This is a genomic window from Mucilaginibacter sp. CSA2-8R, from assembly GCF_038806765.1.
Taxonomy (GTDB): Bacteria; Bacteroidota; Bacteroidia; order Sphingobacteriales; family Sphingobacteriaceae; genus Mucilaginibacter.
Map to the genome: position 1 here is coordinate 3,394,473 of NZ_CP152389.1, position 26,574 is coordinate 3,421,046.

22 protein-coding genes are annotated in these 26,574 nt (G+C 47.8%); 5 read left to right on the plus strand and 17 right to left on the minus strand.

The features are described 5' to 3' along the window. Positions 1 to 78 precede the first annotated feature (78 nt). From AAGR14_RS14560 to AAGR14_RS14580, 5 genes are read left to right on the plus strand one after another with little or no spacing between them, the layout of a single operon-like run. Positions 79 to 696: a hypothetical protein gene (locus AAGR14_RS14560; protein WP_342644958.1), complete on the plus strand. Its 618-nt coding sequence runs from the start codon at positions 79 to 81 to the stop codon at positions 694 to 696. Then, positions 689 to 1,822, plus strand: coding sequence for an AAA family ATPase (locus AAGR14_RS14565; RefSeq protein WP_342644959.1), 1,134 nt, complete (start codon positions 689 to 691; stop codon positions 1,820 to 1,822). The genes AAGR14_RS14560 and AAGR14_RS14565 overlap by 8 nt, the downstream gene beginning before the upstream one ends. Beyond that, the gene (locus tag AAGR14_RS14570; protein ID WP_342644960.1) at positions 1,795 to 2,538 is read left to right on the plus strand and encodes a hypothetical protein; all 744 of its coding nucleotides are present in this window, start codon (positions 1,795 to 1,797) and stop codon (positions 2,536 to 2,538) included. The genes AAGR14_RS14565 and AAGR14_RS14570 overlap by 28 nt, the downstream gene beginning before the upstream one ends. After that, positions 2,539 to 5,049 (plus strand): ribosomal protein L7/L12, encoded by a 2,511-nt coding sequence (locus AAGR14_RS14575; protein WP_342644961.1) that lies wholly within the window; start codon positions 2,539 to 2,541, stop codon positions 5,047 to 5,049. Next, on the plus strand, positions 5,033 to 6,739 hold the full coding sequence (locus AAGR14_RS14580) for a hypothetical protein (RefSeq protein ID WP_342644962.1): 1,707 nt from the start codon (positions 5,033 to 5,035) through the stop codon (positions 6,737 to 6,739). The genes AAGR14_RS14575 and AAGR14_RS14580 overlap by 17 nt, the downstream gene beginning before the upstream one ends. Before the next feature lie 354 nt (positions 6,740 to 7,093). Here AAGR14_RS14580 and AAGR14_RS14585 read toward each other — a convergent pair whose 3' ends face one another. The 17 genes from AAGR14_RS14585 to AAGR14_RS14665 all read right to left on the minus strand — a co-directional run bounded on the left by AAGR14_RS14585 (position 7,094) and on the right by AAGR14_RS14665 (position 26,574). Continuing rightward, the gene (locus AAGR14_RS14585) at positions 7,094 to 7,816 is read right to left on the minus strand and encodes a hypothetical protein (protein ID WP_342644963.1); all 723 of its coding nucleotides are present in this window, start codon (positions 7,814 to 7,816) and stop codon (positions 7,094 to 7,096) included. Between the two features lie 28 nt (positions 7,817 to 7,844). After that, positions 7,845 to 8,612 (minus strand): hypothetical protein, encoded by a 768-nt coding sequence (locus AAGR14_RS14590; protein ID WP_342644964.1) that lies wholly within the window; start codon positions 8,610 to 8,612, stop codon positions 7,845 to 7,847. A 51-nt stretch (positions 8,613 to 8,663) separates the two neighbouring features. Beyond that, positions 8,664 to 9,518, minus strand: coding sequence for a HEAT repeat domain-containing protein (locus tag AAGR14_RS14595; protein WP_342644965.1), 855 nt, complete (start codon positions 9,516 to 9,518; stop codon positions 8,664 to 8,666). Then, positions 9,508 to 10,050: an RNA polymerase sigma factor gene (locus tag AAGR14_RS14600; RefSeq protein ID WP_342644966.1), complete on the minus strand. Its 543-nt coding sequence runs from the start codon at positions 10,048 to 10,050 to the stop codon at positions 9,508 to 9,510. The genes AAGR14_RS14595 and AAGR14_RS14600 overlap by 11 nt, the downstream gene beginning before the upstream one ends. 244 nt (positions 10,051 to 10,294) lie before the next feature. Then, positions 10,295 to 11,416 (minus strand): AAA family ATPase, encoded by a 1,122-nt coding sequence (locus AAGR14_RS14605; protein WP_342644967.1) that lies wholly within the window; start codon positions 11,414 to 11,416, stop codon positions 10,295 to 10,297. Further along, a complete protein-coding gene (locus tag AAGR14_RS14610; RefSeq protein ID WP_342644968.1) occupies positions 11,388 to 12,095 on the minus strand; it encodes an RNA ligase family protein in 708 nt (235 codons plus the stop codon). The genes AAGR14_RS14605 and AAGR14_RS14610 overlap by 29 nt, the downstream gene beginning before the upstream one ends. A 165-nt stretch (positions 12,096 to 12,260) precedes the next feature. Continuing rightward, positions 12,261 to 13,406 carry a VWA domain-containing protein gene (locus AAGR14_RS14615; protein ID WP_342644969.1) on the minus strand — a complete coding sequence of 382 codons (1,146 nt, stop codon included), beginning with the start codon at positions 13,404 to 13,406 and terminating at the stop codon, positions 12,261 to 12,263. 6 nt (positions 13,407 to 13,412) lie between these two features. Beyond that, positions 13,413 to 15,650 (minus strand): DUF5682 family protein, encoded by a 2,238-nt coding sequence (locus AAGR14_RS14620; RefSeq protein ID WP_342644970.1) that lies wholly within the window; start codon positions 15,648 to 15,650, stop codon positions 13,413 to 13,415. 12 nt (positions 15,651 to 15,662) lie between these two features. Then, positions 15,663 to 16,739 carry an AAA family ATPase gene (locus AAGR14_RS14625; protein ID WP_342644971.1) on the minus strand — a complete coding sequence of 359 codons (1,077 nt, stop codon included), beginning with the start codon at positions 16,737 to 16,739 and terminating at the stop codon, positions 15,663 to 15,665. 10 nt (positions 16,740 to 16,749) lie between these two features. Then, positions 16,750 to 18,231 carry a DUF5691 domain-containing protein gene (locus AAGR14_RS14630; protein ID WP_342644972.1) on the minus strand — a complete coding sequence of 494 codons (1,482 nt, stop codon included), beginning with the start codon at positions 18,229 to 18,231 and terminating at the stop codon, positions 16,750 to 16,752. Then, positions 18,231 to 19,541, minus strand: coding sequence for an SWIM zinc finger family protein (locus AAGR14_RS14635; RefSeq protein WP_342644973.1), 1,311 nt, complete (start codon positions 19,539 to 19,541; stop codon positions 18,231 to 18,233). The genes AAGR14_RS14630 and AAGR14_RS14635 overlap by 1 nt, the downstream gene beginning before the upstream one ends. A gap of 108 nt (positions 19,542 to 19,649) precedes the next feature. Beyond that, positions 19,650 to 20,264, minus strand: coding sequence for a peptide chain release factor H (gene prfH, locus AAGR14_RS14640; protein ID WP_342644974.1), 615 nt, complete (start codon positions 20,262 to 20,264; stop codon positions 19,650 to 19,652). 5 nt (positions 20,265 to 20,269) lie between these two features. Continuing rightward, positions 20,270 to 21,670: an RtcB family protein gene (locus AAGR14_RS14645; RefSeq protein WP_342644975.1), complete on the minus strand. Its 1,401-nt coding sequence runs from the start codon at positions 21,668 to 21,670 to the stop codon at positions 20,270 to 20,272. A gap of 473 nt (positions 21,671 to 22,143) precedes the next feature. Next, entirely contained in the window at positions 22,144 to 23,223 is a 1,080-nt protein-coding gene (locus AAGR14_RS14650) for a hypothetical protein (protein ID WP_342644976.1), read from the minus strand. Further along, positions 23,220 to 24,887, minus strand: a complete 1,668-nt coding sequence (locus AAGR14_RS14655) for an NAD(P)-binding protein (RefSeq protein ID WP_342644977.1) — start codon at positions 24,885 to 24,887, stop codon at positions 23,220 to 23,222. Before AAGR14_RS14655 ends, AAGR14_RS14650 begins: the two co-directional genes overlap by 4 nt. Further along, positions 24,865 to 26,373: a polyamine aminopropyltransferase gene (locus tag AAGR14_RS14660; protein WP_342644978.1), complete on the minus strand. Its 1,509-nt coding sequence runs from the start codon at positions 26,371 to 26,373 to the stop codon at positions 24,865 to 24,867. Before AAGR14_RS14660 ends, AAGR14_RS14655 begins: the two co-directional genes overlap by 23 nt. Before the next feature lie 6 nt (positions 26,374 to 26,379). Beyond that, complete coding sequence (locus AAGR14_RS14665; RefSeq protein ID WP_342644979.1) at positions 26,380 to 26,574, minus strand: hypothetical protein; 195 nt, start codon at positions 26,572 to 26,574, stop codon at positions 26,380 to 26,382.

Here is a 26,574-nt window from a genome sequence, read left to right on the forward strand (position 1 = left end):
GAAACAGATAAAGTCTTTCGGGCTTACTTTACTTGATCAATGCCGATATAAATTATGCAAAATAACCTATTCCTTAAAATGCTCAGACACCTCCGGCACGAAGAAGAGGTGATGCTGTTTGGCAATGTGATAGAAATAAGCCAACCCGAAGAAACCGAGGTTGTAAACTATCTCGAGGCAGAATACGAACGCGAATCCCTGGACTACCCTTACTCGCCGCCGCCTTTTAGCCGCGAAGCAGCACTGTGGGCCGCAAAAACTATCTACCTTGCCGCACAACTCATTCTTTATCGCGAAAGCAAAGTGACCCAGGTGCGCGAGCTCCTTTGCCATTACCCGATGGAGATGGATGCTTCGGCTATCCTGTCGGCCGACCTTTGCCTGCGATTTTTGCCCGATATCATCAGTCAGTTAAGCGTTATTGACCCTGATGATGGTTTGATTTTGCATTTGCTGGAATTACTTACCGCCTGGCATTATTCGGGCGTGCGCTACCCGCTACATCCTCAAAAAATTAATCCGAATGAAGCTTATGCTGATCGGTGCTTGAAACAACTGTATACCGACCGTATTATAAAACATACGCGATTACCGCTGGCTACGCATCCTTTTTTTACCGTTTCCGTAAGCGCAAGCCTGGGCATGTTTGCCGCCGATTTATGGAAAGACTTTAAACCTGAACACATCAATGAATAATCATATCCAAAGGCTTAACGCCGTACTCTCTTCTGTAAAAGAAACCTTTGTTGGTAAAAACGAAATTGTTGACCTGCTTGGTGTATGCCTCATCGCCAATGAGAATGCCTTTTTGCTGGGCCCACCCGGCACGGCCAAAAGTGCCATTGTACGGTCGTTGTCTAACTGTATCATCGATGGTAAAAACTTCGAATACCTGTTAACCCGCTTTACCGAGCCTAACGAAATTTTTGGCCCCTTTGATATCAGGGCGCTTAAAGACGGTAACCTGATTACCAATACCGAAGGCATGATGCCCGAGGCCTCTATGGTGTTTTTAGATGAGATATTTAACGCCAACAGCGCCATACTCAACAGCTTGCTGCTGGCACTTAACGAAAAAATTTTTAGGCGCGGCAAAGAAACCCGCAACCTGCCTGCTTTAATGTTTATTGGCGCCAGCAACGTGCTGCCCGAGGATGATGCACTCAACGCCTTGCTCGACCGATTTTTGGTGCGGGTAAAGTGCGATTACGTAGATACCGATTTGCTGGAGCATGTGCTGATGGCGGGCTGGAATTTCCAGAACAAAGAAGGTATTGAAAAGCCACAAATTACACCAACCGAAATAAGGGAATTGCAATCGCTCAGAAAAACGGTAGACCTCTCGCCCATCAGAAAGCAATACGTGGACTTAGTTCATAACCTGCGTAATACGGGCATCAAGGTATCCGACCGCAGGGCAGTAAAAATACAGAACCTACTGGCAGCCAGTGCTATTATTTGTGGCCGGCAAGAAGCCATTACCTCCGATTTGTGGGTATTAAAATATATCTGGGATACTGAGGAGCAGATAGAAATACTCTCGGGCATGGTGAATCTGATTATCGAAAAAGAAAGCCCGGCCAATGCACACCCGCAGGCGGTTTTAAATAACGCACCCAACGCCGAAGAGCTGATGAAAGAAGTAGTGCACCTAAAAGGCAGATTCGAGAATGACAACCTGTCTTTTGAAGAGCAAAACGTAATTAAAGATAAGCTGCGTTACATACAAACCCGCAGCAACTGGATAAAAAACGACGAGCACAAGCAGCACATCCAAACCGAAATTGAGTTACTATGGCACAAAATACTGCAGGCAGTGTAGTTTATTACCTGCGGCTAAACATCCGCAGCAAAGAGCACCTGGGCGCTATTCGCCACTGGAAAAACCTGAAGGCGGCACACGAGGATGATAACATTTGGGTAAAGGATTTTACAGCCGAGCAAATTAAAGCTGCGGAGGTGCTTAGCCTGCCCGAAAAGCAAATGTACGAGGCACGCGGCGGCAAGCTATTTTTTAAGGATGCTTACCTGCCCGAACGAAACATACCGGCTTTGCTATGGTCACCCATTGACAGGGCTTTGCCTGTTAAACTACCGGCTTATAATCATAATTATTTCGGCATACCCGACAAGGTAGCCGTGAAACTGGTGCAATCAGATCATGAAAAAATTGCTGCGGCGATGCTTGTTCCGCTTGGCCAGCTCCGGAGCTATGCAGATACGGCACCTGCCATCAGGTTAAGAAATATCAGGTGGACGATTGTTAATCAACAGGATGCATTTGTAGTTGGCCATCCGCTTTTGCCGCTGCAGGCCAGGGTATACTACACCGAGGGCGACTTCATGATTCCGGCCGGTTACAATTTTGATTTGTATGCGCTTTCATCGTCGTTAAACACGCTGCTTAACCCCAAAAGTTTATTTTGGATTGTGTTTAATCCCGACTCAAGCTATTTTACTATACCCAAAGCGCAACTGAGGCCCTTAACCATAGGCTCATGCCGCGTTAGCCTTAAACAATTACCGGAGGCTTTATAAATGACTTATCAGGACTATTTTCAGCCTTATCAGGACTACTTTTGGCAGTGGGAAGACCACAAAGAAGTGGTGGCCATTCCGGGCGGCAACACCATTGCCTACCGCGAACTGGTTGAGTCGGTTTTACAGCAGCTATCCATACAGGGTATTCCGCCTTTTGGCTCGGTGCTGTTGGCCATTATGGCAACCAACGCTAATGGTACAATGGATATACACCACGTACGTACCATCATTGCGCCTGATGTAGAGCGCGGCGATCAATCAGCAGAGCAGGCTTTTGCATTTCTGGAGATGCTATCTAAGTTACCGAGTGATTACAAACTGGGCACCAACCGGCTCATAGTTTTGCAAACTATATTTGAGTCGTGCCATAATCGGCTGTCGGCCAGGGCGGCAAAGCGTATTTTGAGCGATTACCGCACTATTAGAGCCGACCATCAGCAACCAGAGGCAAAACCCAAACTTAAAAAAGACCGCTACAAACGCGATCTGTTGCCTATTGCCTTGCTAAGCAAAAACTTTCCGGATGTGCCGACCCTGCTGTCTAAAGTAAGTTCGGCATTAAATGTAGACGAAGAACTTAAAGATTTAAACAGCAACCTACAGCAAAAAAAGAAAGATGACTGGTTGCAGCTACTTACCGACGAGCATGCCACCCGCCCGATTGGGGTGCTCATTAAGCACCTGTGGGGTGCGTTGCATATCCCGCTGCATAACTCATTACCCAGCACACAGCCACTGGGTGGTGTTTCTGATTTAACCAACAAAGGCGATTTTGATAAACTGCTGATTTCGGAATTTGCCAATGACGACTTGGTATTTCTATCAAGATTGGCCAATAACGAGGCGCTGTATCTTAACCGTGAGGTACCACCCATCAGCAATAATTTAAAGCGCGTTCTAATTATTGATGTTTCTATCAAAACTTGGGGAACACCTAAAACAGTTGCTTACGCGGTAATGCTGGCTATTGCCAGGCACCCTAAAACTGATATTGAGTGCGTTGCATTTTCGGCAGGTAATACCTGCCAGCCGGTTACCTTTAACACGGTTGACGATTTGATTGTAAGTTTGCGGCATGTAGACAGTTGCCTGCACCCCGCCCGCGGTTTGGAAAGCTTTATTGCAGCGTATAAAGGCAAAGCCGAAGTATTTTTTATCTCGGCAGCAGATAACATGCAGTCGCCGGAGATGCTGAAACTGATGAGCGACCATCACGATTTTTTCAGTTACTGGATATATATTACCACAAGGGGCAGAGTATCGTTGTACAGGCGGCAGCAAAACAATAAAAAGCATGTTCAGGATTTCCAGTTGCCGTTAGAAGAATTATGGAACCAGCCCGAGCGCAGCAAACAAGGTGGCCCGAGTGCTACCCGGTTACCTATTCTGCTTAAAATGCCTCAAATTCCGGGTACAATGATGAGCACTGCTGATGATGAAATTTATTTGCTGAGCACAGATAAAAAGCTTTACCGATTGTATGATGTAGAATCGAAGAAAAACGAAAAAGGCTGGGAACTGGTAGTTCAGGACCTCCCCTTTACTTCAGCAACCGGCGCAATGGGTTTAACTGACGACGGTACCCACGTTTTGCTTGTTTTTGCGCAAAAAGACAGAAGAATACTTTTGCTAAACCTAAGCAATAATGATCGGAAAATATTCCGGTTTGAGGTTTGGAGATATGCCTATAACGATTTTGTATTTTACGATAACCAATTTTATTACGTATTGCGCGAAAATAGCTGGGCTATTTCGCTCGACGGAACAATTACTAATAGCGCGGTACTCCCGAAGGTGATTTTAGAAAACCAGCAATCGCGCCAGAAAGACTTAGGCGTACTGCAGCAAAAGTTTTTTGATGCCTGGAAACAATTAAAAAACGTTCAGCAGCTAACCATTAATGAGAAAGGCAACTTTGTTTTTAATACGCACGAGTTGTACGTAAACAGTAACGGCATAATAAAGATGGATTCATTGTTTTCGAAAACAATAATACAGGCCGAAAAAATATCCAAAAGCAATTTTCTTTTCGCCGATGGCAGCATCATCGAAATTAAAAGCGCAGGTTATTTTATTTTTAAAAGCAGCGATAAAAAAATACCGCACATTTATGTGCCTGCCGTGTTAGATAGCAGCTTAGGCATAGCTACTGCCGGGGCATTTGCTGGCAACCCTTATTATTATAAATCGCCAAGGGTTAACATATTTTTAAAAGCAGTGGGCAGTAAGCCACTTGAAATAGTAAAGATTATTAAAGAGTTTACAGGTGTTGGTTTAAAAGATGCTAAAGCTTTGGTTGATCATGCCCCGCAATCCGTATGGCAAAATGCATCGCATCGTAAAGCGGCCGATTTTAAATTTAAGCTGGAGCAGGCAGGTGCTATAGTTACTATAGAAAGCATGGAAAACGACCCGAACGCCACCACAGAAATTTTGCACCCAACGCTGTTTTTTGAGCGATACATTCATCCATTTATCAAAACCATAAAAAATGGAACTAAAAATTAAACCGGCTGCATTAAGCAAATACCCGCTGTTGGGCGTGTTTATTAAAGGCTCTTCTATTCGTTATTGGATGGAACAGGTACAGCTGATGGGGCTATCGCTCCAAGATGTGGAAGCCTATGCCATACCCGGAACGGTCGCTAATACGGTTGCCGGCTGTTTGCTTATTACTACGCAAACCATCCGCGAAATTTACAGCAACGAATATTGCCAGTCGGTTTACCATACATTGTTTATTCCCGAAAAATCGCAGTTATTTCCGGCCATCGCCGTTGACGAAATACAAACACTTTTTGCCGGCAAAAAGTACTTTTTTCATCCGGTATATGGTTTTTGCGAACTTACCGAACCGATTGACTGGACGACCCTGATTGAGGCGCCGGTACACGTACCAAGGCAATTAACTATGCCCGCCGAAAAAGTGTTTATACCCGGCGAAATCCGGAGTTTCCAGGTGGAGCCTGTTGTACCCGAAGCATTCATCAAGCAGTTGCAGGATGCCGTTCCGGAGGAAGAGGATGAATCAAAATCTTTAACTAAGGCCGAGCAAATGAAGCTGGCTATGTACAAGAATCTTTTTGGTGATACCACGGGCAGTGGCGGTATACTTGGCGGAGGTGGTATGGGCATACTTGGTGGTTTAGGCTCCATGTTTGGCGGCTTGTTTGGTGGTGGCGCTAATTTTGGCGACACTATACAAAACGACTATCACGACCTGGAAAAACGAAACCAGAGCGAGGTTGACCGGTTGCTGGATCTATTTAAAACAGACCCTGATGAAGCGCTTAAACGCGCCATCCCTATAGACAATGATGGCACTAATCGCGGCTCAGGTTCGGGTGGTTTAAATTTAAATAACCAATGGTCCAACCTGTCGCTTGGTGGCAGTTACGGCAGCAGCGGACGCACGGGCGGCGGTTCGGCCAGTATTGGCAGCAAGCAGATCGAATTACAGGCTCAATACGAAAAAACGGCTCAGGATTTAATTAAGCAAAAAGACTATTACAAAGCTGCTTTTATTTACCTAAAGTTACTTAAAAACTATACGAAGGCGGCAGAGACGCTGGTTGAGGGCGGCTTTTATGCCGAGGCGGCAGCCATATATCTGCAATATTTACAAGACAAACAAAAAGCAGCCGAATACTACGAGAAGGCGAATGCTACCCTGGAGGCGATAGAACTTTACAAAGAACTTCACAATTATGAAAAGGTAGGCGACTTATACCTCACCTTGAGAAAGAATGACAAAGCTATGGAATACTTTGAGAAGGTGGTAGACCATTACCGGTACCGTAACCAGTATTTGAAAGCCTCACTCATTCGTAAACAAAAGATGAACGATATAGCCGGCGCTCAAGGCTTGTTGATAGACGGTTGGCGCAGCAACCATGACGCTTTTAACTGCCTGAACAATTATTTTAACAATATTGAAGACAATAAGCATTATGCTGTTGAACTTAACAGGTTGTACAAAGACGAAGTAAGCGCCACTAACCGCGAAGTATTTTTAAGGGTGTTGAAGCACGAATACAGTAAACAAAATGAATTATCGGGAACAATTAGGGATATGAGTTACGAAATTATATCCGAACATATAATGATAAACCCGGCCGTGGCTCAGGAACTGCAAAACTTTAACCCGCCCGACAGGCAGCTTAATAAAGATGTTTTCAGGTTTAACACTTCAAAATAAACAGTGGTTATACAGCTTTAGCAATACCCGAAAGCGATTGCTGAGATGAGTTCGTAAGTTTTGAAAAACAAATTGACAGAAAAAAATAAAGCCTTCCCCGCTCTTGCAGCTGGGAAGGCTTCAACCTAAACCTTATCACAATTTGTCGGCGAAGATTGCCGACACCACAAATGTGCAACAAACATGCCCATTTTGCAAATCGCATTTAATGATGGGCTATTAATAAAATTTATAACACAAATGTTACATTGCTTCTACCCATTATGACAATCGTTATATTTAACTGATTATCATGTAATTATACAAAACAAATCTATTGCCGGTTAGCTCATTCTTTCAACCAAAATCGCCACATTAAAGTTTTCTAATATAGATTTTACCATACGTAGACTTAAACGCATAGGCCGGTCCTTTGCCTGGTTGGGCCGTTATCGAGTTTAAAAAGTTCTGTTGCTGATGATCAGTCAGCTCCAAATTTAAATTTGAGTATATTTTTCCATACACTGTGGTTGCCTTAATTTGCCCGGCACGCGCTTTATCTAACGAGGCATCAATACCGCCGTAAACAGCATCAATAGTAACCGGGGCGTTAAAATTAGCCAACTCTACCATACCGTAAACCGAACTTATCTCGGTAGGCGTTCCGGCAGGTACTTTCACTTCAATTTTAATATCGATGTCTGTCCCGGTTGAGTAAGAATTAACGCTGCCAGCTTTACTTTTGTAATCTTTAAACTCAGCTTCGCTTTTAAATACTGTTTTTTTTCCGGCCTCCCAAACCGTGTAGCGGCGCGGCAGCTTATCCATATCTTTAATACGGCTGCTTATTTGCAGCACACCATTATTATTTTCATCCTGCAGTAAAAAAGCACTGTCGCTTTCGCCATCATTGATGCTTACTTTGGCTACGATTGATACTTCTTTCTGGTCCCAGGTGCTTACGCGCACCACCGGATAGTCAAACTTTAACAGTAGCTTCTCTCCTGATTTTAAAGAATAACTGCGGTTGATGACCGTTTGGGCAATGGTCGCCCCATGCGCCAGCAGCAGGGCCAGCACGGTTAATATTGCTTTCATGAAAAATTAATTTTAGTGATTGATGAGATTACATCGTTTTGCGCAGGTAAACCTTGCCGTAAGTAGAGCTCAGGCTGATGTCGGAACCGCCACCGTTCAGGGTGCCTTCAATATGGCCGGTGTATTCTACCATTTCGTCTTCCGTACGTTTTTTAAGGTCGATTTTCATATCCGAACCGGCAAACACTTTACCATAGGTAGTATTGAGCTTTAAATTAGCTTTGGTAGCCAATGGTACCGATACGTCTACTGTTGAATATATGGAAGCAATAGTGATCGGACCGGTAACCTTGTCTGTAAAACGGACTTTAACTGATGCGTACAGGGTATTAACACTTACCGGACCACTCACCTCATCCAGCTCTACCGCATTGTTTTTAGAGGATATGTCGATTTCTTTTTGGATATTTTTAAACGTGGCGTTACCCGAATGGTGCAGATCTTGCCAGTTGTAAGAAATAGCCAGACCTTTGGGCACTTTAATAGTTACCTTACCCATGCTTGGGTCAACGGCGGCAACCTCTAAATCTGTCCCTTTTTCGGTTGTACTGAGGCCGATACCGGTATTATCTTTTAACCCGGAGCCGCTGAGCAGCATCAAACCGGCAGCCCTTTCATCAGCAAGCTGCTTGCTTTGGCTCGAGAAAATAATTTCTTTACCGTCATAACCCTCTACGCTAACCGAGGGCATTTTGATAACCAGGCGGCCGGTGCTTTTGGCTATTTTGTATTCCTGGGCATAAGCCTGGCCCGTTAATAACGCTCCGATGAGCAGGACAAATAGTTGCTTTTTCATGTTGTATACGTTGAGCTTGAATAATTTATGAAGTTGACTTTTTTAATTTTGTTATAAACGGTGCGTGCCTGATGAACCGCGAAGCTCGAAGATGCCGTTATAGGCCGATTCTTTAACCGCATCTATCGTGCTGTCTTGCTTAACCAAGGTTTCGAGTTGGTTGAGTATGGCCGACTCGCGCATTTTGGTTAACAGGCTAATCAGCGCAATTTGTACCACCGGGTCCTGCTGTTTTTTGAGCGAGCTTACGAGTTGTTTTCTGACGTAGTTTTCGCGGTAAAACTTGGCCAAACCATCCATAGCTGCCAGCCGCACGTTCGAGTTAGGGTCGCTGTTTAGGGTTTTAACCAGCACATCTACCACATCGCGGCTTACGGCGCTACCACGGTCCATCCGCGAAAGTGCAGCAATACGACCAGCCGGCGATTCCGGGTTTTCCAGTTTTGCGAGCAGTACCTGCTTTACCTGCATCCCTCCCGGCTTACGCAATTGCGAACCGACCTGATTTTTCCTAATGGCCATATCCTGGTCTACGTCATTAAAGGTGTGAGGTTTAAGCGGTGACTGGTTTTGAGCCAGCATATCGGCGGGGGTATACTTTGTTTTTGTAACAGCCGTATCGCTAAGATTTTTTGGCGTGTTCTTGGTAAACTCCTGCGGCTTACCCTCCGGTTTTTGTTGCATCTTCCATAAAATAGCCACCGCAGCCATTAACACACACGCTGCCGCCAGCCAGCGTATCGCCCTAAACGACACCACGATACCGGTTTTGGGCGCTGGTTTACTTTCTATCACCTCCGGCTGTTTTATCTGCTGCAAAATGCGGTCCAGCACTGCCGGGTCGGGCATACGGTGATTGAGTTCTTCGCTATGTTTGTCTATAAACTTTTCTAACTTACCTTTCATACAATCCCTCCTTTAACATATCCAGTATTTTGGTCCTGGCCCTTAAATATTGCACCCGTGCCGTGCTGGCCGCCATGCCCAGCAGTTCGGCAATTTCAACCAACGGAATGTGCTCTACCGCATGCAGCTGAAACACCGTGCGGTAACCTAAAGGCAACCCGGCGATGGCCTGGCTAACCCGGCTCATGGTGTACTTAAAATCCTCTTCGTCAACCGTGGCTTCCTCTGGCATTACCGTATGGTCGGTATCCAGTTCGGTAAGCTGCAACCGCCTGCGGCGTAATGAGCTGATGGCTTTGTTAATACCAATCCGCTTTACCCAGGGGCCAAAGCGTTCGGCATCCTGCAGTTTGCCAATGGCGTGGTAGGCTTCCACAAAAGTTTCCTGCAACAAATCCTCTGCCTCGCCGGTATGATCTACGTACCGGCAAATGGCATTGTACACATTACGGGCATGCTGCTCATATAGCCGGGTATAGGCATGGGTATCCCCCTGTTGGCACCTGGCTATCAAATTTTGCGGCGTACTCATGTGTTTTCTAATACCTTTTTTCTGGTCAGCTAATATACTGTCGCATTAAATGCCTAAACGTTTCATCAATCGTTACAGAATTTTTATTTTTTTTAATGGTTTCTTCGTTGGCTTCTCGATGGTCATCTAAAAGAATTAGTTAGCAGGTGATGATACTGCAAACTATTTCATCAAGCAATTATGATATTGAAGCGCTGAAACAATAAAAAACCCTCCATACATCTGCAGGAGGGTTTTAATGAGATTATTGAACTACATACTCAACGGTATGCGCTTCCCAAGGTGCAGGAATTTCGAGCTTGTCAATCATCCTTTCTACCACTATGCTTGGAACTACCGCCTCGCGGCTACTGTTTTGTTGCAGCAACTGCGCGTAAGGCACTTCGATGTAAATGATTTTCACCTTCATTTTGTACGTCATAAACAGCTCTGTTAGCTGCATCCGCATCTGGCGGGTAATGTTGGTGGCGTTCCAAACGAAGGGCTGCTTTTTGCGCAGGTAAGTACGGGCCAGTTCTTTCGCTTCCTGGACAACCCGGCCATTGCCCGATTTATCTGTTGGGGCAATGCCTTTTTGCAGCCGGATATCATCTAACGAAACCACAGGCATGTTGCGGTAATGCCGCCAAACGTAATTGTCCTTTCCGGCGCCCGGCAGTCCGCTCATCAGTATCACCTCTGCCTTATGCTCTTTAAAAGGAACGTAATCAGGATAACTTTCCTCGTGTTGCAGGTAATACACTTTGGCCTCTTCGGTAGCAAATGCTCGTGCTGTGCCCCAGCATTGCTGCTCCTGGCAGAGGGCTTCAAAGCAGTCAATTTTATACAACATTTCGGCCTTATCAGCGCAGGTACGGCCCAGCACATCGGCACGGGCCAGCAGCGCCAGCCAAGCCGTATTTACTTCCATACCGGCCGTAATTGCGGCTTTAACCGGGTCGGGCTTATCAAACACCCAAAGCGGCAAGCCATGGTACCGTACCAGGCCAACCACCTGCTCCCTGATGGCAAAAGGCGCAGGCACCTCCCGGTAAAGTATCTGCCTTGCGGTTAAAGCGCCTTTTTTGGCATGCCCTTTAGAAGTGATGCGACCATCGGCTTCGGTAACGGTAGTGCTGTACTTTTCTACATCATGCAATAAAGCAGCAGTCCACAAAATCTCCTTTTGCTGCGGTGCTAATGCCTGGTAAGCAGGCTGTGCAATCAGCGCATCAAGCACCATACGGATATGTATTGCCACATTGCCCTCGGCGTGGTAAACAGGGTCCTGCGGTACATCGTTCATCCGTTTCACCCAGTCAAACCGGTTTTCTAAATAAGCCCAGTGTTTGTTATCGCTAAACTGCCACATGGTTACCTCCCTCATTCAGTAATTTGGCCCGGCGCCAGTTGCGCGTCCAGTGCTCATCGGTTTTAATGTGCCCTTTGCGCACGTATTTAAATACATTGTGCGAAAACTCATCAATACTATAGCCATCCGCATTGCGGGTAACTATACCTTCCATCGTTACCGGCTCGCTGGTAAAAGCGTCGTGAGGCTGCAAAAGTCCGGGGCCCGAGGCCATATCCTTTACGTTTTTTTCAAACGTCAGGCAATCAGCCGGTGTACTTGTTATTTTCAGCACCGGCACAGTTGGCAAATTGAGCATTGCAGCGTAAAATCGGGTTTCATCCCAACTTAGCCAGCGATTGTGCTCGCGTATGGCAAATACATAAAAGTGATTTTGCAGGTGCCGGTACTCGATGGAATGTACTGCATATAAATTCTCCAGAAATATTTCCAGCGAACCTAAATCGTGCTTTACCAGTTGCCAAAAACGGCGTAAACTTTCTGTCCAGGGCGATACGGTAGGTGCCGCGTGCGAACGGGCAAATACGCCGTACCTGTTCAGGCAGTTGTTTTCGCCATCCAGTTTTTCGGTATGTATAAGGGTCGAAATCTTTTGCAGATGCGCCCAGTAGTCGTGCTGTATCCTGTCATCGCTGGTAGTGCCCGGCGAAAACGGATAATGGTACGTACGACCATATTTTTGAGAAATAGCCATGTTGTCGTCATTAAAAAATAGAAATAAGAATTGCCTTTCCTCTCCATCGGGATGCGGAGAAGATTACTAATAATTAGTATGTGCAGGCAATTACATGACGCAAGACTTTAAAACGATTTGTTGCTGCAAATGTAGTGATTAAACCGCTAAAGCACTGTTAACTAACTATTTTTTAATGACCAGTTCTTCTTTGGCAGCCCATAAGGCGATATCCTGCTTGGTTAAAGCTGCGGCCATCAGGTTAGGAAACTTGTCGGGCGTGCAGGCAAAAACAGGTACCCCTAAATCCGCCAGAAACTGTGCGTTACGGTGGTCGTACGACGGTGCGCCATCATCATTTAAGGCCAGTAGTACCACCAGCTGCACGCCGGATGTAACCAGCTCAACCATACGCTTACGCATCTCGGCCACATTGCCGCCCTCGTACAAATCGGTTATCAGCACCATCACGGTATCGGCCGGACGGGTTACAATTTGCTGGCAGTAGGTTAAGGCGGCGTTAATGTCGGTACCGCCGCCTAACTGGACACCAAAAAGCAAATCTACCGGGTCGGATAAATCATCGGTCAAATCGGCCACGGCTGTATCAAACACCACCATTTTGGTTTTTACAGCGGGGATAGACGCCATTACGCTGCCAAATATGCCCGAGTATACCACTGACGAGCCCATCGACCCGCTTTGGTCGAGGCATAAAATTACATCCTTGAGCGACGACCGCTTACGGCCATAACCCAGCCGCGTTTCGGGAATGACGGTTTTGTATTCGGGCTGATAGTGTTTCAGGTTTTTTAAGATAGTGGCTCCCCAGTTAATTTCGTTATGGCGCGGCCGCGTATTGCGGACGCTGCGGTTTAAGCTGCCGGTGATGGCTTGCCGGGTAGGCTCTGCCAGTTTTTTCATCAACTCATCTACCACACGGCGCACTACTTGCCGTGCAGTATCTTTGGTTTTGTCAGGGATTACACGGCTCAAAGTCATGAGCGTGGCTACCAGGTGCACATCGGGCTCTACGGTTTCAAGCATCTCTTTTTCAAACAGCATCTGGGTAAGGTTGAGCCGCTTTAAAGCATCCTGTTGCATCACCTGCACCACGCTCGATGGGAAAAACGTTCGTATATCGCCAAGCCAGCGGCTTACATTGGGTGATGATGCGCCTAAGCCACCCTGGCGGTCGTTATCATACAAAGCCTCCAGCGTACGGTCAACTTTGATATCAGCCTCAGTTAGTTCGTGTTGTGTACCTTCCTGCTGATGGCCGCCCAGTATGAGGCGCCATTTGCGCAGGTGGTGTGATTCGGTTTCTGCCATTGTGGTTTACAGTTTAATCCCTAAAAGTTCCATAATTACGGGTATGCCCATTTTGGCCCTGTCGGCATCAAAGCCTGCTCCTGCCAAGGCCTGCTGCTGATTGCCACCACCCGAACGGGCCTTCTCCCCAAGCTTACGCCGCTCGGGTGCCGAAAAATTGGCAAAAGTGCGCCGTAACAGGGGCAGCACCTGCATAAAGGCATCTTCATTTAAGTTTGACACCCAGCTATCAATCAGCTGCCATAGGTTTTGATCGAGCAGCAGCAAGGTGCCGCTGCCCCGTAAAAACCCCTCAAGCCATGCAGCCGCTGTTGCCGGGGCCGCAGCAGACGACATTGCGTAGCTAAAATGCTGTACCAATTCTTCAGTCAACAGTTCCTTGCTGTCGTGCAATAAGCGGGTGCTGTAACCACCAATGACCGGCGATGTATTTTTATTATCAACCAATATATGCAGCACCTGTTGCCATTGTGCTATCAGCTCGGTCTGCTGCAGCAAATTCAGTCCGTCGTTTAATTGGTAAAACAGCTCGAGCAGGCGGTTGGCGGCATCTTCATCAATAGCCACACAAGCACTGGGCAAACTAACGCAAATACGGGTAACCATACTGCCTATAATGCCCTGCACCATGGCCGCATCCGTTTTACGCACGTTGCCGTAACGGGCTACGATGATGAGGTTGGGTATTACCTCCATCAGTTCCATCACATCTGCCGATGCTGCCGCCAGGTTGTTTAAACGCTCAATCAACTCGTCGATGGAATCAGGCAGTTCTGCCGGGATGGCTTGCTCGAGCAAACGGCTTACAGCTTTTAAATCAGTAGCTGCACGACCGGAGTTTAATACGCTGTTGCCAGCAGCCTCGGCCACAGTGTTGCCCAAGTTACCGCGTTCTACAATTTCTACCGAAAAACCAGGGTCCCATTGCAGGCGCCATTGTTCTTTAAAAGTGCCTTTGCCCGAGGTATGCTGCGGTTTACCCCAGTGAATACCCAGCAGGTGCAGGCGGTGCAAAAATACACTGCGTTCCAGGTCGGTATCCTTGCGCAGGTCGAGCGTGTAATCTTTAAAATCGGCCGTGGCTGGCAGCCTCAGTTTCTTTTGATGCTTTTCGATGTCCAGCTGCAGGGGCGGTTTGGGTATATCGGTGGGCACTTCACCAATTTGGTTACCTACAATTAGCTCCTCATGTACCAGTTTAAGCAAGATGCTTTCGCCGTTGCAAAGCACTGTCAGTGTGGCCTCGTTCAGTTCTTCTAAACCGGCTTTAGGCAAACCACGCAGCGCAGCCAGCGAGCCAGCCAACCTTACGGCCTCAATAATATGCGCTACCGAAGTATCCATTTGCTGTTTCCGGAACAGCTGCGCTACACCAGCCAGCCACAAAGTGCCATCGTCATGCGGATGATGCCACACGTGATTATACCAACCCGGCGAGTTGATGCCTGCACCATAACCGCTGTAAAAGCTTAATCGGTTAAACGTCCAGGGTATCCAGGTGCATTCGGTTTTGGTTTTAGGCAAACCTTTCAGCAACTCGTTATCTTCTTTTTGCGATACTTTGGCCTTTAGTGCCGGTACATGCCATGCCCCGCAAATAACCGCAATGGTATGAAACATCTCTTTTTCGGCCTGGCGGATGGTGCGGCGCATGTAGGCCTCACGCAGTTGCTCCAGCCGCTCATTTTTTTGCGGCAGATTTTCGCGCAGGGCCTGCATGGCTTCGGTAACGGCATCAAATACCTCATCGTTATTGAGGCGATACTCAAAGGTATGCTCCCACCAGTTTTCGCTGTCGGTAAAGCCGGCAGCATGTGCCAGATAACTGATCGGATTTCTACGAATATCTTCAACAGCAATCGCTTCCTCACTGATGGTTGCCAGTTCTTCGGCAGGCGCTTCTGGTGGTAAGGGAGGCTGCTTTTCAATCAGCATCTGGTTGCCCGCCGGCAAATCCATAAAACGTACATGGATTTGATGCGTACGGGCATACAAAATGGCCTGCCACTCGGGTGAAAAATCGGCGAAAGGATAAAACACGGAATGCTGCGGGGCGTCGGGCTGATAGCACAACAAGGCCACCGGCGGCTTTAATCCCTCGTTACCTACCCATTGCAACATTGCATCAGCCTCGGGCGGACCCTCCACCAATACAATGTCGGGCTTAACATTTTCGAGAAAAGCCTTGACGTTGCGGGCCGAACCCGGACCATGATGCCGTATACCTAAAATATGAACTGCCATGCTTACTGCTGATTACAAGTCGCGACAAGCACGGTAAATATCGCTCCATTCATCACGCGGCTTCACCACGGTTTCGAGGTATTCCTGCCAGATGAGCTTGTCCTGCACCGGGTCTTTGATTACCGAACCGATAACGCTGGCGGCCAGGTCGGCCGCCTTTAAGCGCCCATCGCCAAAATACGCCGCCATAGATAAGCCGCTGTTGACTACCGAGATAGCCTCGGCCGTACTTAGCGTGCCCGATGGTATTTTGATTTTGGTTTTGCCATCTAAAGTTACCCCGCTGCGCAACTCGCGGAAAATGGTAACCACCCGGCGAATTTCCTGCAAGGCAGGTGGTTCGGCCGGTAGCTCCATCACCTTTTCAAAGCTCTCTACCCGACGGCGCACAATATCAATCTCCTCTTCTACGGAGTCGGGCAAGGGTAAAATAACGGTATTGAAACGACGCTTCAGGGCGCTCGACAGCTCGTTAACGCCTTTGTCGCGGTTATTAGCCGTGGCAATTACGTTAAAACCTCTTACCGCCTGCACTTCGGTGTTCAGTTCGGGTACGGGCATCGTTTTTTCGGAAAGGATGGTGATCAACGTATCCTGCACATCGGCACCGATGCGGGTGAGCTCTTCTACCCTCACAATCTTACCATCTTTCATAGCACGCATGACCGGGGTTTCTACCAGTGCCGCGGCTGACGGGCCCTGGGCAATCAGTTGCGCATAGTTCCAGCCGTAACGGATAGATTCTTCGCTGGTACCCGCCGTTCCCTGGATGATGAGGGTGGAGTCGCCGCTTACGGCTGCTGTAAGATGTTCGCTCACCCAGCTTTTGGCCGTACCGGGCAAGCCGTACAGCAGCAGGGCACGGTCGGTAGTAAGTGTGGCCACGGCAATTTCCATTAACCGGCGGTTACCGATGTATTTAGGTGACACCTCGAAACCGTTGCTCAGCTTGCCGCCCACCAGGTAAGTAACCACGGCTTGAGGCGACAATACCCAGTTAGTTGGGCGTTTACCGCTATCCTGCTTTTTTAATTCTTCGAGTTCGTGAGCAAATAACTGCTCGGCGTGTTGACGTAATATTTGTGACATTGCGGAGGTTTTATATGTTAAATACCTGGGGTATCTGCTGTTTTAAGGTGAGTAGTTTTTGTAGATATTGCCGGTTCTTTTCCCACAAACTTTGCAGGTAAGGGTCTTTAGCTTCAATACTGTCAAGCTGCTTCTGTATTGCAGCCGGCATTATCGAAACGAATGTACTTAGGATAGTACGGCTATATTGATACGGATAATTGACCATAAAACGCAAAGCCTCAACTGCAAATGCCGGGCTCCATTCATGGTTGATGTGCAGCGCTTCCTGAATTACGGTTTTAGGATCGTCTTTTATAAAACGCATCAAATATTCATCTTGTTGCCGGGGCGACAGTTGATATAATAAGTGGGGATTAAACTGCTTTTGGTTCAAGACAAGCAGCAGCCATTCTGTACTTTTAAAATGCACGACAGCATTGCATAGTGCCTGAACTTTATCCGACGCGTACTTTTCAAAATATTCGGCGACTTGTTCGCGATTGGTCTGCAAATGACGCTCCCAAAACGAGGGTGTTACCGAGCTGATTAATTGGTAGAGAATATACTCTTCGTCGCTCATCTTCACATCCGGGCCGGCCAACTTTTCAATACCGGTGCTGAAAATTTGTGGATTCAGGTCGGCAGGCAAGTGAAACTGCAAGGTGGTTTTGCTAACTAAGCCCAGCAGTGCCTTTTCTTGCTTCAAAGTCACCGAGTGGCTCAACGCCTCTTCGTACAACCGTACGATGGACGAACCTGCCAGTTGTTTAAGTAAACGCTGCACCTGCTCTTTTACCTTTTGGCTTTTTTCATTTAATAAAGATTCGAGCCAGGGCAAATCTGCTACCGAGAGATTATTCTGTAAAGTTTTTAAAAGTTCGGGCTTGGTGGCAGCGCTCTCCTGTGGCCAGGTTTGTTGCAGCCACTCCAAACCTTTGGCCGCATCATCCTGCCTTACTTCGCGCAGTACCCGGAGTCGATCGTCGGCTTTACCGGTACGCCATAATTCTTCATTGGGTGTAACAGTAAAATACTCCCAATCTTTATTGTATTGGCTTAACCATGCACCGCGGTTGCCGCTGCAGTTAATAGATAGCTGTCTGATGGCGCCATGTTTGGCGGCTTTATCCAGCACAACCGGGATCATCCCTGGTGTGAGTAATTGATTACTGTACTCACATTGTGTTAACCAGAGTTGTAAGAGCGGCAAGTTATCTTCGTGCAAAATGGCAGTTAGCAACTGCGCGGCGGCAGCCGAACAATACGGCTTTGTATCGGCTCCGGCCGGTGCAAAGCTAAGTTCGCTTTTTTGCAGCGGCATAAAGCCGCATTGCCGGTAATTATAAACGACGGCTGCCTTTTGCAAAAACCGGCTTTCTTTGTCCTGCTCACCGGCCGACTCTATAGACTCGGCTATGTTTGCCAACTCCTGCGGCCATTCGTTGTTGCCGGACGATGGTTTATCCGTTCCCAGCATAGCGGTATGTACGATATCTTCCCAGATTTTCATTAGCCTAAAAATTGATAAGTGTTTTGATACCACACGCCCAGCGGCCGGTAAACGTTTTCTTTGCCGATGACGGCCATGGGCAAAGCTTCGCCACCACTCAGGGCCAGTAACTTGTATATCGACTTAAAACCGTCAGCTATCTTACACAAGTACCCCTGGTTATCCTGCAGCCACCATTGCTTTTGAAATTGCACCGGCTTTAAATCAGCTACTACTATGGGCATGGTATTGCCGAAAGGCAACTTTGTGTTTAACATCGCTTCGTATTCTGCCACCTGCGGCCAGGTGGTGCACGCCCTATGTGCTACCGACTGTGGCGGGTTAATGACTGTATGGTTTTTGATCAGGCACCGGTAAGGCACTGCAGAAGGGAAATAAACTAATTCTGCTTTGATGTACGACCCCGGCATCAGCGATACCTGGTTAACCTGCCCGCGGGCACTGAACTGCAAAAACAAGGCGTATTGACCAGACTGGATGCCATACAGCCAGTTTTCTTCGACGCTAAGCTGCTGCTCTTCGCGTACCTCTTTGCCAAGCACCAGCCAGTTGTCATGTATACCCTCCTGCTGTCGCAGCTCGTCCTGGTTAACCGTAAATCCAATGGCCGCCCGGATATCGGCCTGTAAATCCGGGTTCATATTACCAATGTGCTGATAGCCTTCGGTAACAAGGTATATTTGCAGCAAGTTGTCCATAAAACTACTTTGCCAGCCCTCGTTCCAAAACGGGGTAGCGGCCAGTTGGCGCACCATGGCGGCTAAACCCGGCGCTTGGGCATCTACCATGCGGCGTGCCATGTTTTCCCAAAATGCGGCGCCCTTTTCGGGCAGGGAGATGATACCGTTGCGAACAATATCTTTTATCCACATCAACAACTCCTGTATACCGGCATTTACCTTTTGTTCGCGGGCCTGCTGGCGCTTAGCCAGGGCGTTTTCGTCAACCGGCTTTTCAGCTTTTTCGGCTTTCTTTTCTTCCTTTTCCGAACGCTTACTGAGCCAGTCGCTTACCCAGCCAGGCATATTGGCAGTCTGAAAAAGGCCCGGCTGCCTGCTGTTTAATAGCAACAAGCCCAGACCATGCTTGCACGGAAACTTACGACTGGGGCACGAGCATTTGAACGCCACATTGGTTAAATCTACCTGGGTTTGGTAGGGCTTGCTGCCGCTGCCTTTGCACTCGCCCCAAAGGGCTTGCGCACTTACGCCCAGGCTTACCCACTTGGCGGGTGTGGCCAAATCGCGCCCGGCTTTTTTCGAAGCTTCGTCGGGCGCGAGTGAAAATATCTGGTCTTCGGTTAATTGCAATGGTTAATGCTTTACAGGTTAGGTTTACTTACCGGTTTTAAAAGTAAAATATTTAGTGATGGATGTAAACAAAAGATGAAAACTTTATCTACCCGGCAACACCTCCTTTTATAACGGCTGACGAATAGATTTAACCGCGTTGCCGCGCTCGAGGCTGTGATGGTTAAGCCATTGCTCTTGCTGCTGAGTAATCAAAGTTTCGGTTTGCCAGGCCATCACTTTAGCTTGCAAACGCTGCAGGCAAAGCTTTTTGTTTTCGAGCTGCGAGCGGCTATCCATAGCCAACACCTGTATGCCCGATGGCACGTGGGTGCCACGCACGGCAGTTTCTACTTTGTTTACATGTTGTCCGCCCGGACCGGAAGCCCTGCAGGTTTCCAGTTTGACTTCGGCATCCCGCCAAACCGGCAACTCGTTTAACGGCAATATGCTGATGCCCACAAACCAGTTTTTGCGCTTATGCTGCCTGCGAAACGGACTGGCCGATATCCATTGTACGGTGCCCTGCCACTCGTTGATATAGCTGTCTAAACCAACGCCCTCTGCTGTAAATGTGACTGACTTAAAAGTATTTGGCCCATCGGCCTCTACCCTGTCTAAAACTTCGGTTTTTATATTTTGCTGATGCGCTTGTGCCAGCATCAGATGCTGTACCCTGGCTACAGCCCGGCAACATTCGGCCGGGCCTTTACCAGAGGTAATTTGTATAATCATTTTTTTCATGAGGCTTATTCTTTACTCATTCTTACTATTTTGGGCGTAAACCGGCCCTGCACATCTACCAGCGCATGCTGTGCCTCCATCACCTGATCGATGTTCTTGTACGCCATCGGGTTTTCTTCTACACTGCCGCCAATCAGCGTTACGTCGGCTTTGTCCAGCAGCTTTTTCATGGCCGATACCGTGATGCTGTCTTTGGCTTTTTGCCGGCTCATGGCCCTGCCTGCCCCGTGCGAGGCGGAATACAGCGACTCTTCGGTCCCCTTTCCGCTTACCAAATAAGCCGGCGTGGTCATGCTGCCCGGAATAATGCCCAGCTCACCTTGATATGCTGGTGTGGCACCTTTGCGGTGAACAATTACCTCTTGCCCATCGGCCAGTGTGTCCTGCCAGGCAAAGTTGTGGTGGTTTTCTACCGTGCATAACCCTTTGAGGTCTAAAGCTTTTAACAGGTTAGCATGAATGCGCTCATGACAGGCGCGCGCATAATCGCCGGCCAGTGTCATGGCCAGCCAGTACTCCTGCCCGGCTTCCGTTTGCATGTCCAGCCAGGCCAGCGGCTGTGCATGGCGGGGTAATTTACAGGTATTCATGGCCAGTTGGGTATAGTGCTTAGCAATAGCAGCACCTAAGCCCCGGCTGCCCGAGTGCGACAACAGTGCCACGTACCTTTTGGCAGGCAGGTGCAAGGCATTGTTTTCAGCCAGTTCTATCACGCCAAACTCCACAAAGTGGTTACCATTGCCCGAGGTGCCCAACTGCCTCACCGCTTTGCCATGCAGCGGCCGTAAAAAAGCTAACTCGCGAAATATTTGGCTATCCAGCACCTCGTGTTCCTGCCGGGTGTCCAGTCCGCCTTCCATTCCAAAGTGTGTATGGTTTTTAAGGGCCTGTTTGGCCTGGTAGCCGTAGCGATTAAAATAACTGTCGCTCTCGTCAACAATGGTCAATGCCATACGGCAGCCAATATCCATCCCTACGGCATACGGAATTACCGCCTGCCGGGTAGCCAGCACGCCGCCAATAGGCAAGCCAAAGCCCATATGGGCATCGGGCATCAGCGCCCCTTTAACGCTTACGGGCAGTTGCATGGCCAGCTCCATTTGCTTGTGAGCGGCTTCCTCGATGTGTTTGCCACCATAGGTTTTGTAATGCAGCGGTTCGTTTAGCAGTTCGTGTACACTGAATGGAACTTCGGCAGGTTTGCCGATGATTTTTTCGGCTATTTTACCGGCAACCGGGTCGGTTAAATATTTTTCCGGCTGATTTTTAATATCTGTAAGCAAAGCAAGCAATGCCTCATGCGTGTGGTGCTTGAAATGCTTAGAAGCAATACCTATGACCAAACTGCGAAGCTGGTTATCGGTATAGCCTATTTTACTTAATTCTTTTATTTTTAAATTGCCCATGTGAGGGATACGTGTTTTTATCCGGCGATGAACAGGTATTCCTCTGCCTTGCCGGAAAGTTGACTAATCACCGTAGCGCTTGCAACAGGATTGGCAGCGTATTTCCCATAATTTGGAAACTGCATAATCATCCCAATGCACGCCAAACGGTGCGTTTTTTTAAATTAAATTTGATGAATGGGTCTTTAATCCATCCCGGAGAATGGGATATACCCTTTTGTGGCAGAATTACGTTACCACACTAACAGGTAGACCAAGGCAATACACAGTCGTTGCAACAGGCAACAAACCATGAAGTGTTTTCAGTAAAATAAAAACAGAATGCCGGCAGCCGGTTAGGCCAAAAGCGAAAGGGGCGATATTTGAATACGTGCAGTCATGATTCCTTGATGTTTAAAAAGATTTATAAATAAGGAATTGGTGCGAAGGTAAAACAAGTTTTTAAATATCCTGCAAATTATTTTGCAGACAGCTTACTGATGCTCCTGCTTTGTACGTTTCCAGATGAACCCGTCTAATATATAATGTGTGGATTGCGGCAATGACAGCAACGGCACCAGCAGCGCCAAGGCAGCAGAATCATGAATGAGAGGCAGATTTTTAAATATGGCAAATACCGGAGTATGCTCGCGCCAAACCAGTCCATCCCACAGGCCTTCTTCTACGTAAGCCAGCAGCACCAAACCCAACACAAAAATAAGAACGCCGGTGTAAGGCTTATAAACTGCTTTCAGCATTGTACGCTCGGCAAGGGCTCTATTCTTTACGCGCTGTTGCTCCGTAATCCAGATAAGGGCCATGTAAGGTATACCGTGCGAAACGACGTTGAGGGTGGTAAAGGCCATATCCCCGTTGTAATAAATGATGCCGAAATACCAGGATAATAGCGTGCCTGCAACGATGAGGTTACGAGGCAGATTAATTTTCCGGACACGCGCCAGCATCTGTAATTCTTTCAATGCATAAACTGCAATAACGCACCCATAGATATAGCCGCTGAGCTGCAGCAGGAATTCTGATTTAAACACCAGAAAATCACCATCTACAAACCAGTTGAACTGCCTGCCTCCAGCCAGGTGCCAGTAAAGCAAGGGATAAATAGTAGCTGTGTAAACGGCAAGCGCGTCAATAGAGCGGTGCAATTTTGATTGGCGCTCGTGCCTGCTGTACAACCGCATAAAACCGTACTGCTGCCTGATAAAATGGAACACGGCTAGGTAAGCCAGTATGCGCCAGAATATCAACCCGTCGACCGCATACAACAACACACCCGCAACGTAACACAACAGCGGGATAACCAACAACATGGGCCGCTGCTTTACCGACGACGAACGGAAATAAGTGCGATACAGCGTACTGTAAACGTGGGCCACATCCACCATCACCACTAACAGTACCCAATAGACCAGCGGCATGGTAGCGGTACTTTTAAACACACCAGGAAAACTGGCCACCAACAACAAAGCCAAGAACGGTGGCGAAAGGACGAACAAACCATCTACCCAGACCGAACTTAACCACGGCTGCTCTAAAGGTTTACCGGCGCTACTCATTTTTGTAAAACCTGTTTAGCTGCGCGTATGCCTTGATGAAAAGCTTCTTCAAACACCGATACGCCACTTAGATCGGTATGCGCAAAATAAATTTGATTGCCCAGTGGCTGGCGGGCTGCTGCGCGCCCACTGCCCCATATATAGCCTACTGCAGGACTGATCATGCCGTGCCCCCATAGCCAAAGATCGGCTTCCTCGATATAGGGAGTGATGCCGGGATGCATTTTTTCCATTTCGGGCATGATGATGTCCAGCCATTGTTCGCTGGTACGGGCATAAGCCGCCAGCCGGGCCACCCGTGGCTCCTGGTTGCTTAAGGGTAAGTAATAAGTAAGCACCCGTTTGTTACCTACTGCACTCACATTTTGCTGATTGGCATTTACATACCCTACTGATGCTGTACCATAAACCACATTATCCCAGCACAAGGGTGCGCCTTTAGCATAAGGTAAATCGTTCACCGACAAGTTAGCAATTAGCCAGGGGCTATAATGTAAGATATCAGCGTTGAAACCCGGCCGGTCGATGCCTTTCAACAATCGCTGGTTCACAAACTGGGGAGATGCCAGGATGACTTTTTCCGCATATAGCGTACTGGTTTGATGTTGCTGAACATCGTACACCGTCACTTCTACCCTGTTTGTTTCGGGTTTTATGGCGTAAGCCATCCGGCCAGTTTTAATATGGTCTTTCACCTCATCGCGCAGGCGGCTCATCAACCAGCCGTTGCCCTCGGGCCAGGTAAGCACTGCATTGTCTTCGGCATTAGCCGCCTTGCCCTTACGGGCCGCAAAATAATGCAGACCGGCCCAGGCAGATACCTTGCCTGCCAAAGCTCCATAATCGTCTTTACAGCAATAGTCCAGGTACCATAGCAGATACTCAGATGTATAACCGTTATTCTTCAGGTAATCTTTAAAGGAAATTTTATCCAACCGGCGGTAAGTATCATCGGCCGAACTTTCATCGAGCGGTAGGGTGAACGCATATTTGCCGTCGCTGCCTTTGGCCTGCCTGTAATCGTTAATCAGCTTAAAAAAACGCGTAATCTGCTGCTTGTCAGCGGCTATTACGCCAAAATCGGGCACCAAGCCTTCCTGCCATTCGCCGTTAATTAGTAAACGCTCCTCCGGGTCAAAGCACAAATAATACTCGTTGTAAAACGGCAGCCCTTTTGTGTTAAACCCCGTAATTACGTTATGCTGCTGCAAAAAATCAATCAGCAGGCAGTCGTTATTATTTACAATGGGCAGGTAATGCGCTCCCAAAGGATATTTAGAAACTGGGTTGCTGCCAAATGCGGCGTTGCCGCCGGCATGGTCTTCCAATTCCAGCACTTCAAAATCGTGCTCGCCCTGCATTTTTAACCACCGGGCAGCCGATAAGCCTGATATACCACTGCCAATAATTAAAGTTTTTACGGTACGTGAGGGGGATGATGGAGCCGGTATTTTGAGCTTGTCGCGCAGTACGTGCCCGGCCTTATGGTTGGGGCCACGCAGTTGAACTTTGATATGTTTATAGGCCTGCTGGTTACCGCTTACTTTTTGAACGCAGTTTTGCAGCATTACCCCGCCTACCGATAAACCGGCGCGCAGCAAAAACGAGCGGCGGTTGATACCGCTCAGTAATCCGCCTCGCTTATAAAACGGTAGACCACTCATCTTCAAAATATTTTACCAATATCTGGTTATTAAGCCGGTTTACGCTGGCTGGCAACCGGGCCATATCCCGCGGAAAGTACAGCATTTGCTGTAAGGTGCCTTTAGACATAAACCGCAAGCCGGGCAAATACGTGTTGGGCATTTGGTAACTGGGCTTGTACATGGCCATGATGTATCCCCACTCGCCGAACGAGGGCACATAATTATGGTAAGGCACCGTATGCAAACCGACAGATTGCAGCGTTTTTTCGACCGTCCAGTATGATTTAGGAGCCACAAATGGCGAGGTAGACTGCACTACCATAATACCCTGCGGCGAGAGCAAACGCTTGATGATGCTATAAAACTTGTTGGTATAAAGCTTACCTACCGAATAATTCGACGGGTCAGGAAAATCAATAATAATGGCATCGTAACGCGTTTGCTGCATCCGTGCCCAGGCAAAAGCATCGGCACTAATTACCTTTACCTTCGGCGATAGCAGCGAACGCTGGTTAAGCCGCAGCAGCATTTCGTTAGAGCGGAAAAGCTCGGTCATGCCCTTATCCAAGTCAACCAGGGTCACGCTTTTGATCTGCGGATATTTGAGTATTTCGCGCACGGCCAGGCCATCGCCTCCGCCCATTACCAATATGTGTTGCGCCTGCGGCAAAGCCTGTAACACCGGGTGTATAAGCGCCTCGTGGTAACGGTATTCATCTACCGAGCTAAACTGCAGGTTACCGTTTAAAAACAGCCGCAAGTCGCGGCCGCGTTTGGTTAATATAATGCGCTGGTAAGGTGTGCTTTTAGAGTAGATAATAGTGTCGGCATAATTCATGCTTTCGGCAAAACTGGTAATGGTGTCAGCCAGTATAAAGCCAGCAAGCAGAGCCACCAAGCTGATGATGGAGGCACTCCGCAGGTACCGCATGGATCTAATTTCTTTGGAAAACCCCAGGCACACCAGCAAAGCTACACCCACATTGAGCATACCAAATAAATAGGCTGTACGCACCAAACCCAGGTACGGAATAAGTATAAGCGGAAATACGAGCGATGCAATGAGCGCCCCGATATAATCGAAAGTAAAAACTTTAGAAACCAGGTCTTTAAACTCGTATCGGTCTTTGAGGATGCGCATCAGCAACGGAATTTCGAGCCCTACCAGTATGCCGGTAACCGATACCAGGCCGTACAGTACCGGCCTGAATGCGCTGACACTCTCGAAAACCATGAACAGGATGGTTGAACTGGTGCCACCCACCAAACCCACCAGAATTTCAATCTGAATAAACCAGGACAACAGGTTTTTATCGAAATATTTAGATAACCACGACCCGATACCCATCGAAAACAAGTAAACACCGATGATGGTAGAAAATTGCGTAACCGAATCACCTAACAGGTAACTGGCCAGTGTGCCGGCAATCAGTTCGTAAATCAGTCCGCAGGTAGCTATAATAAATACCGAAACCAGCAGCAGTACAGGAAGCCTTTGATTCATACGCTTTTATTTATGATTAAAGCCTGCACCGTACCCCACCACATGGCGATGGCCGCCAGTACTGTGATACGCTGTATTTTTAATTACGTTACTACTCTCCCAGTAAGCAATGCCGTTTAGGGTAGCGTAGGTAAACCACCCGGCAACGGCCAGGACAATGATGATGTAAAATTTATTGAGTTTAATCTGCTCGTATTTCAT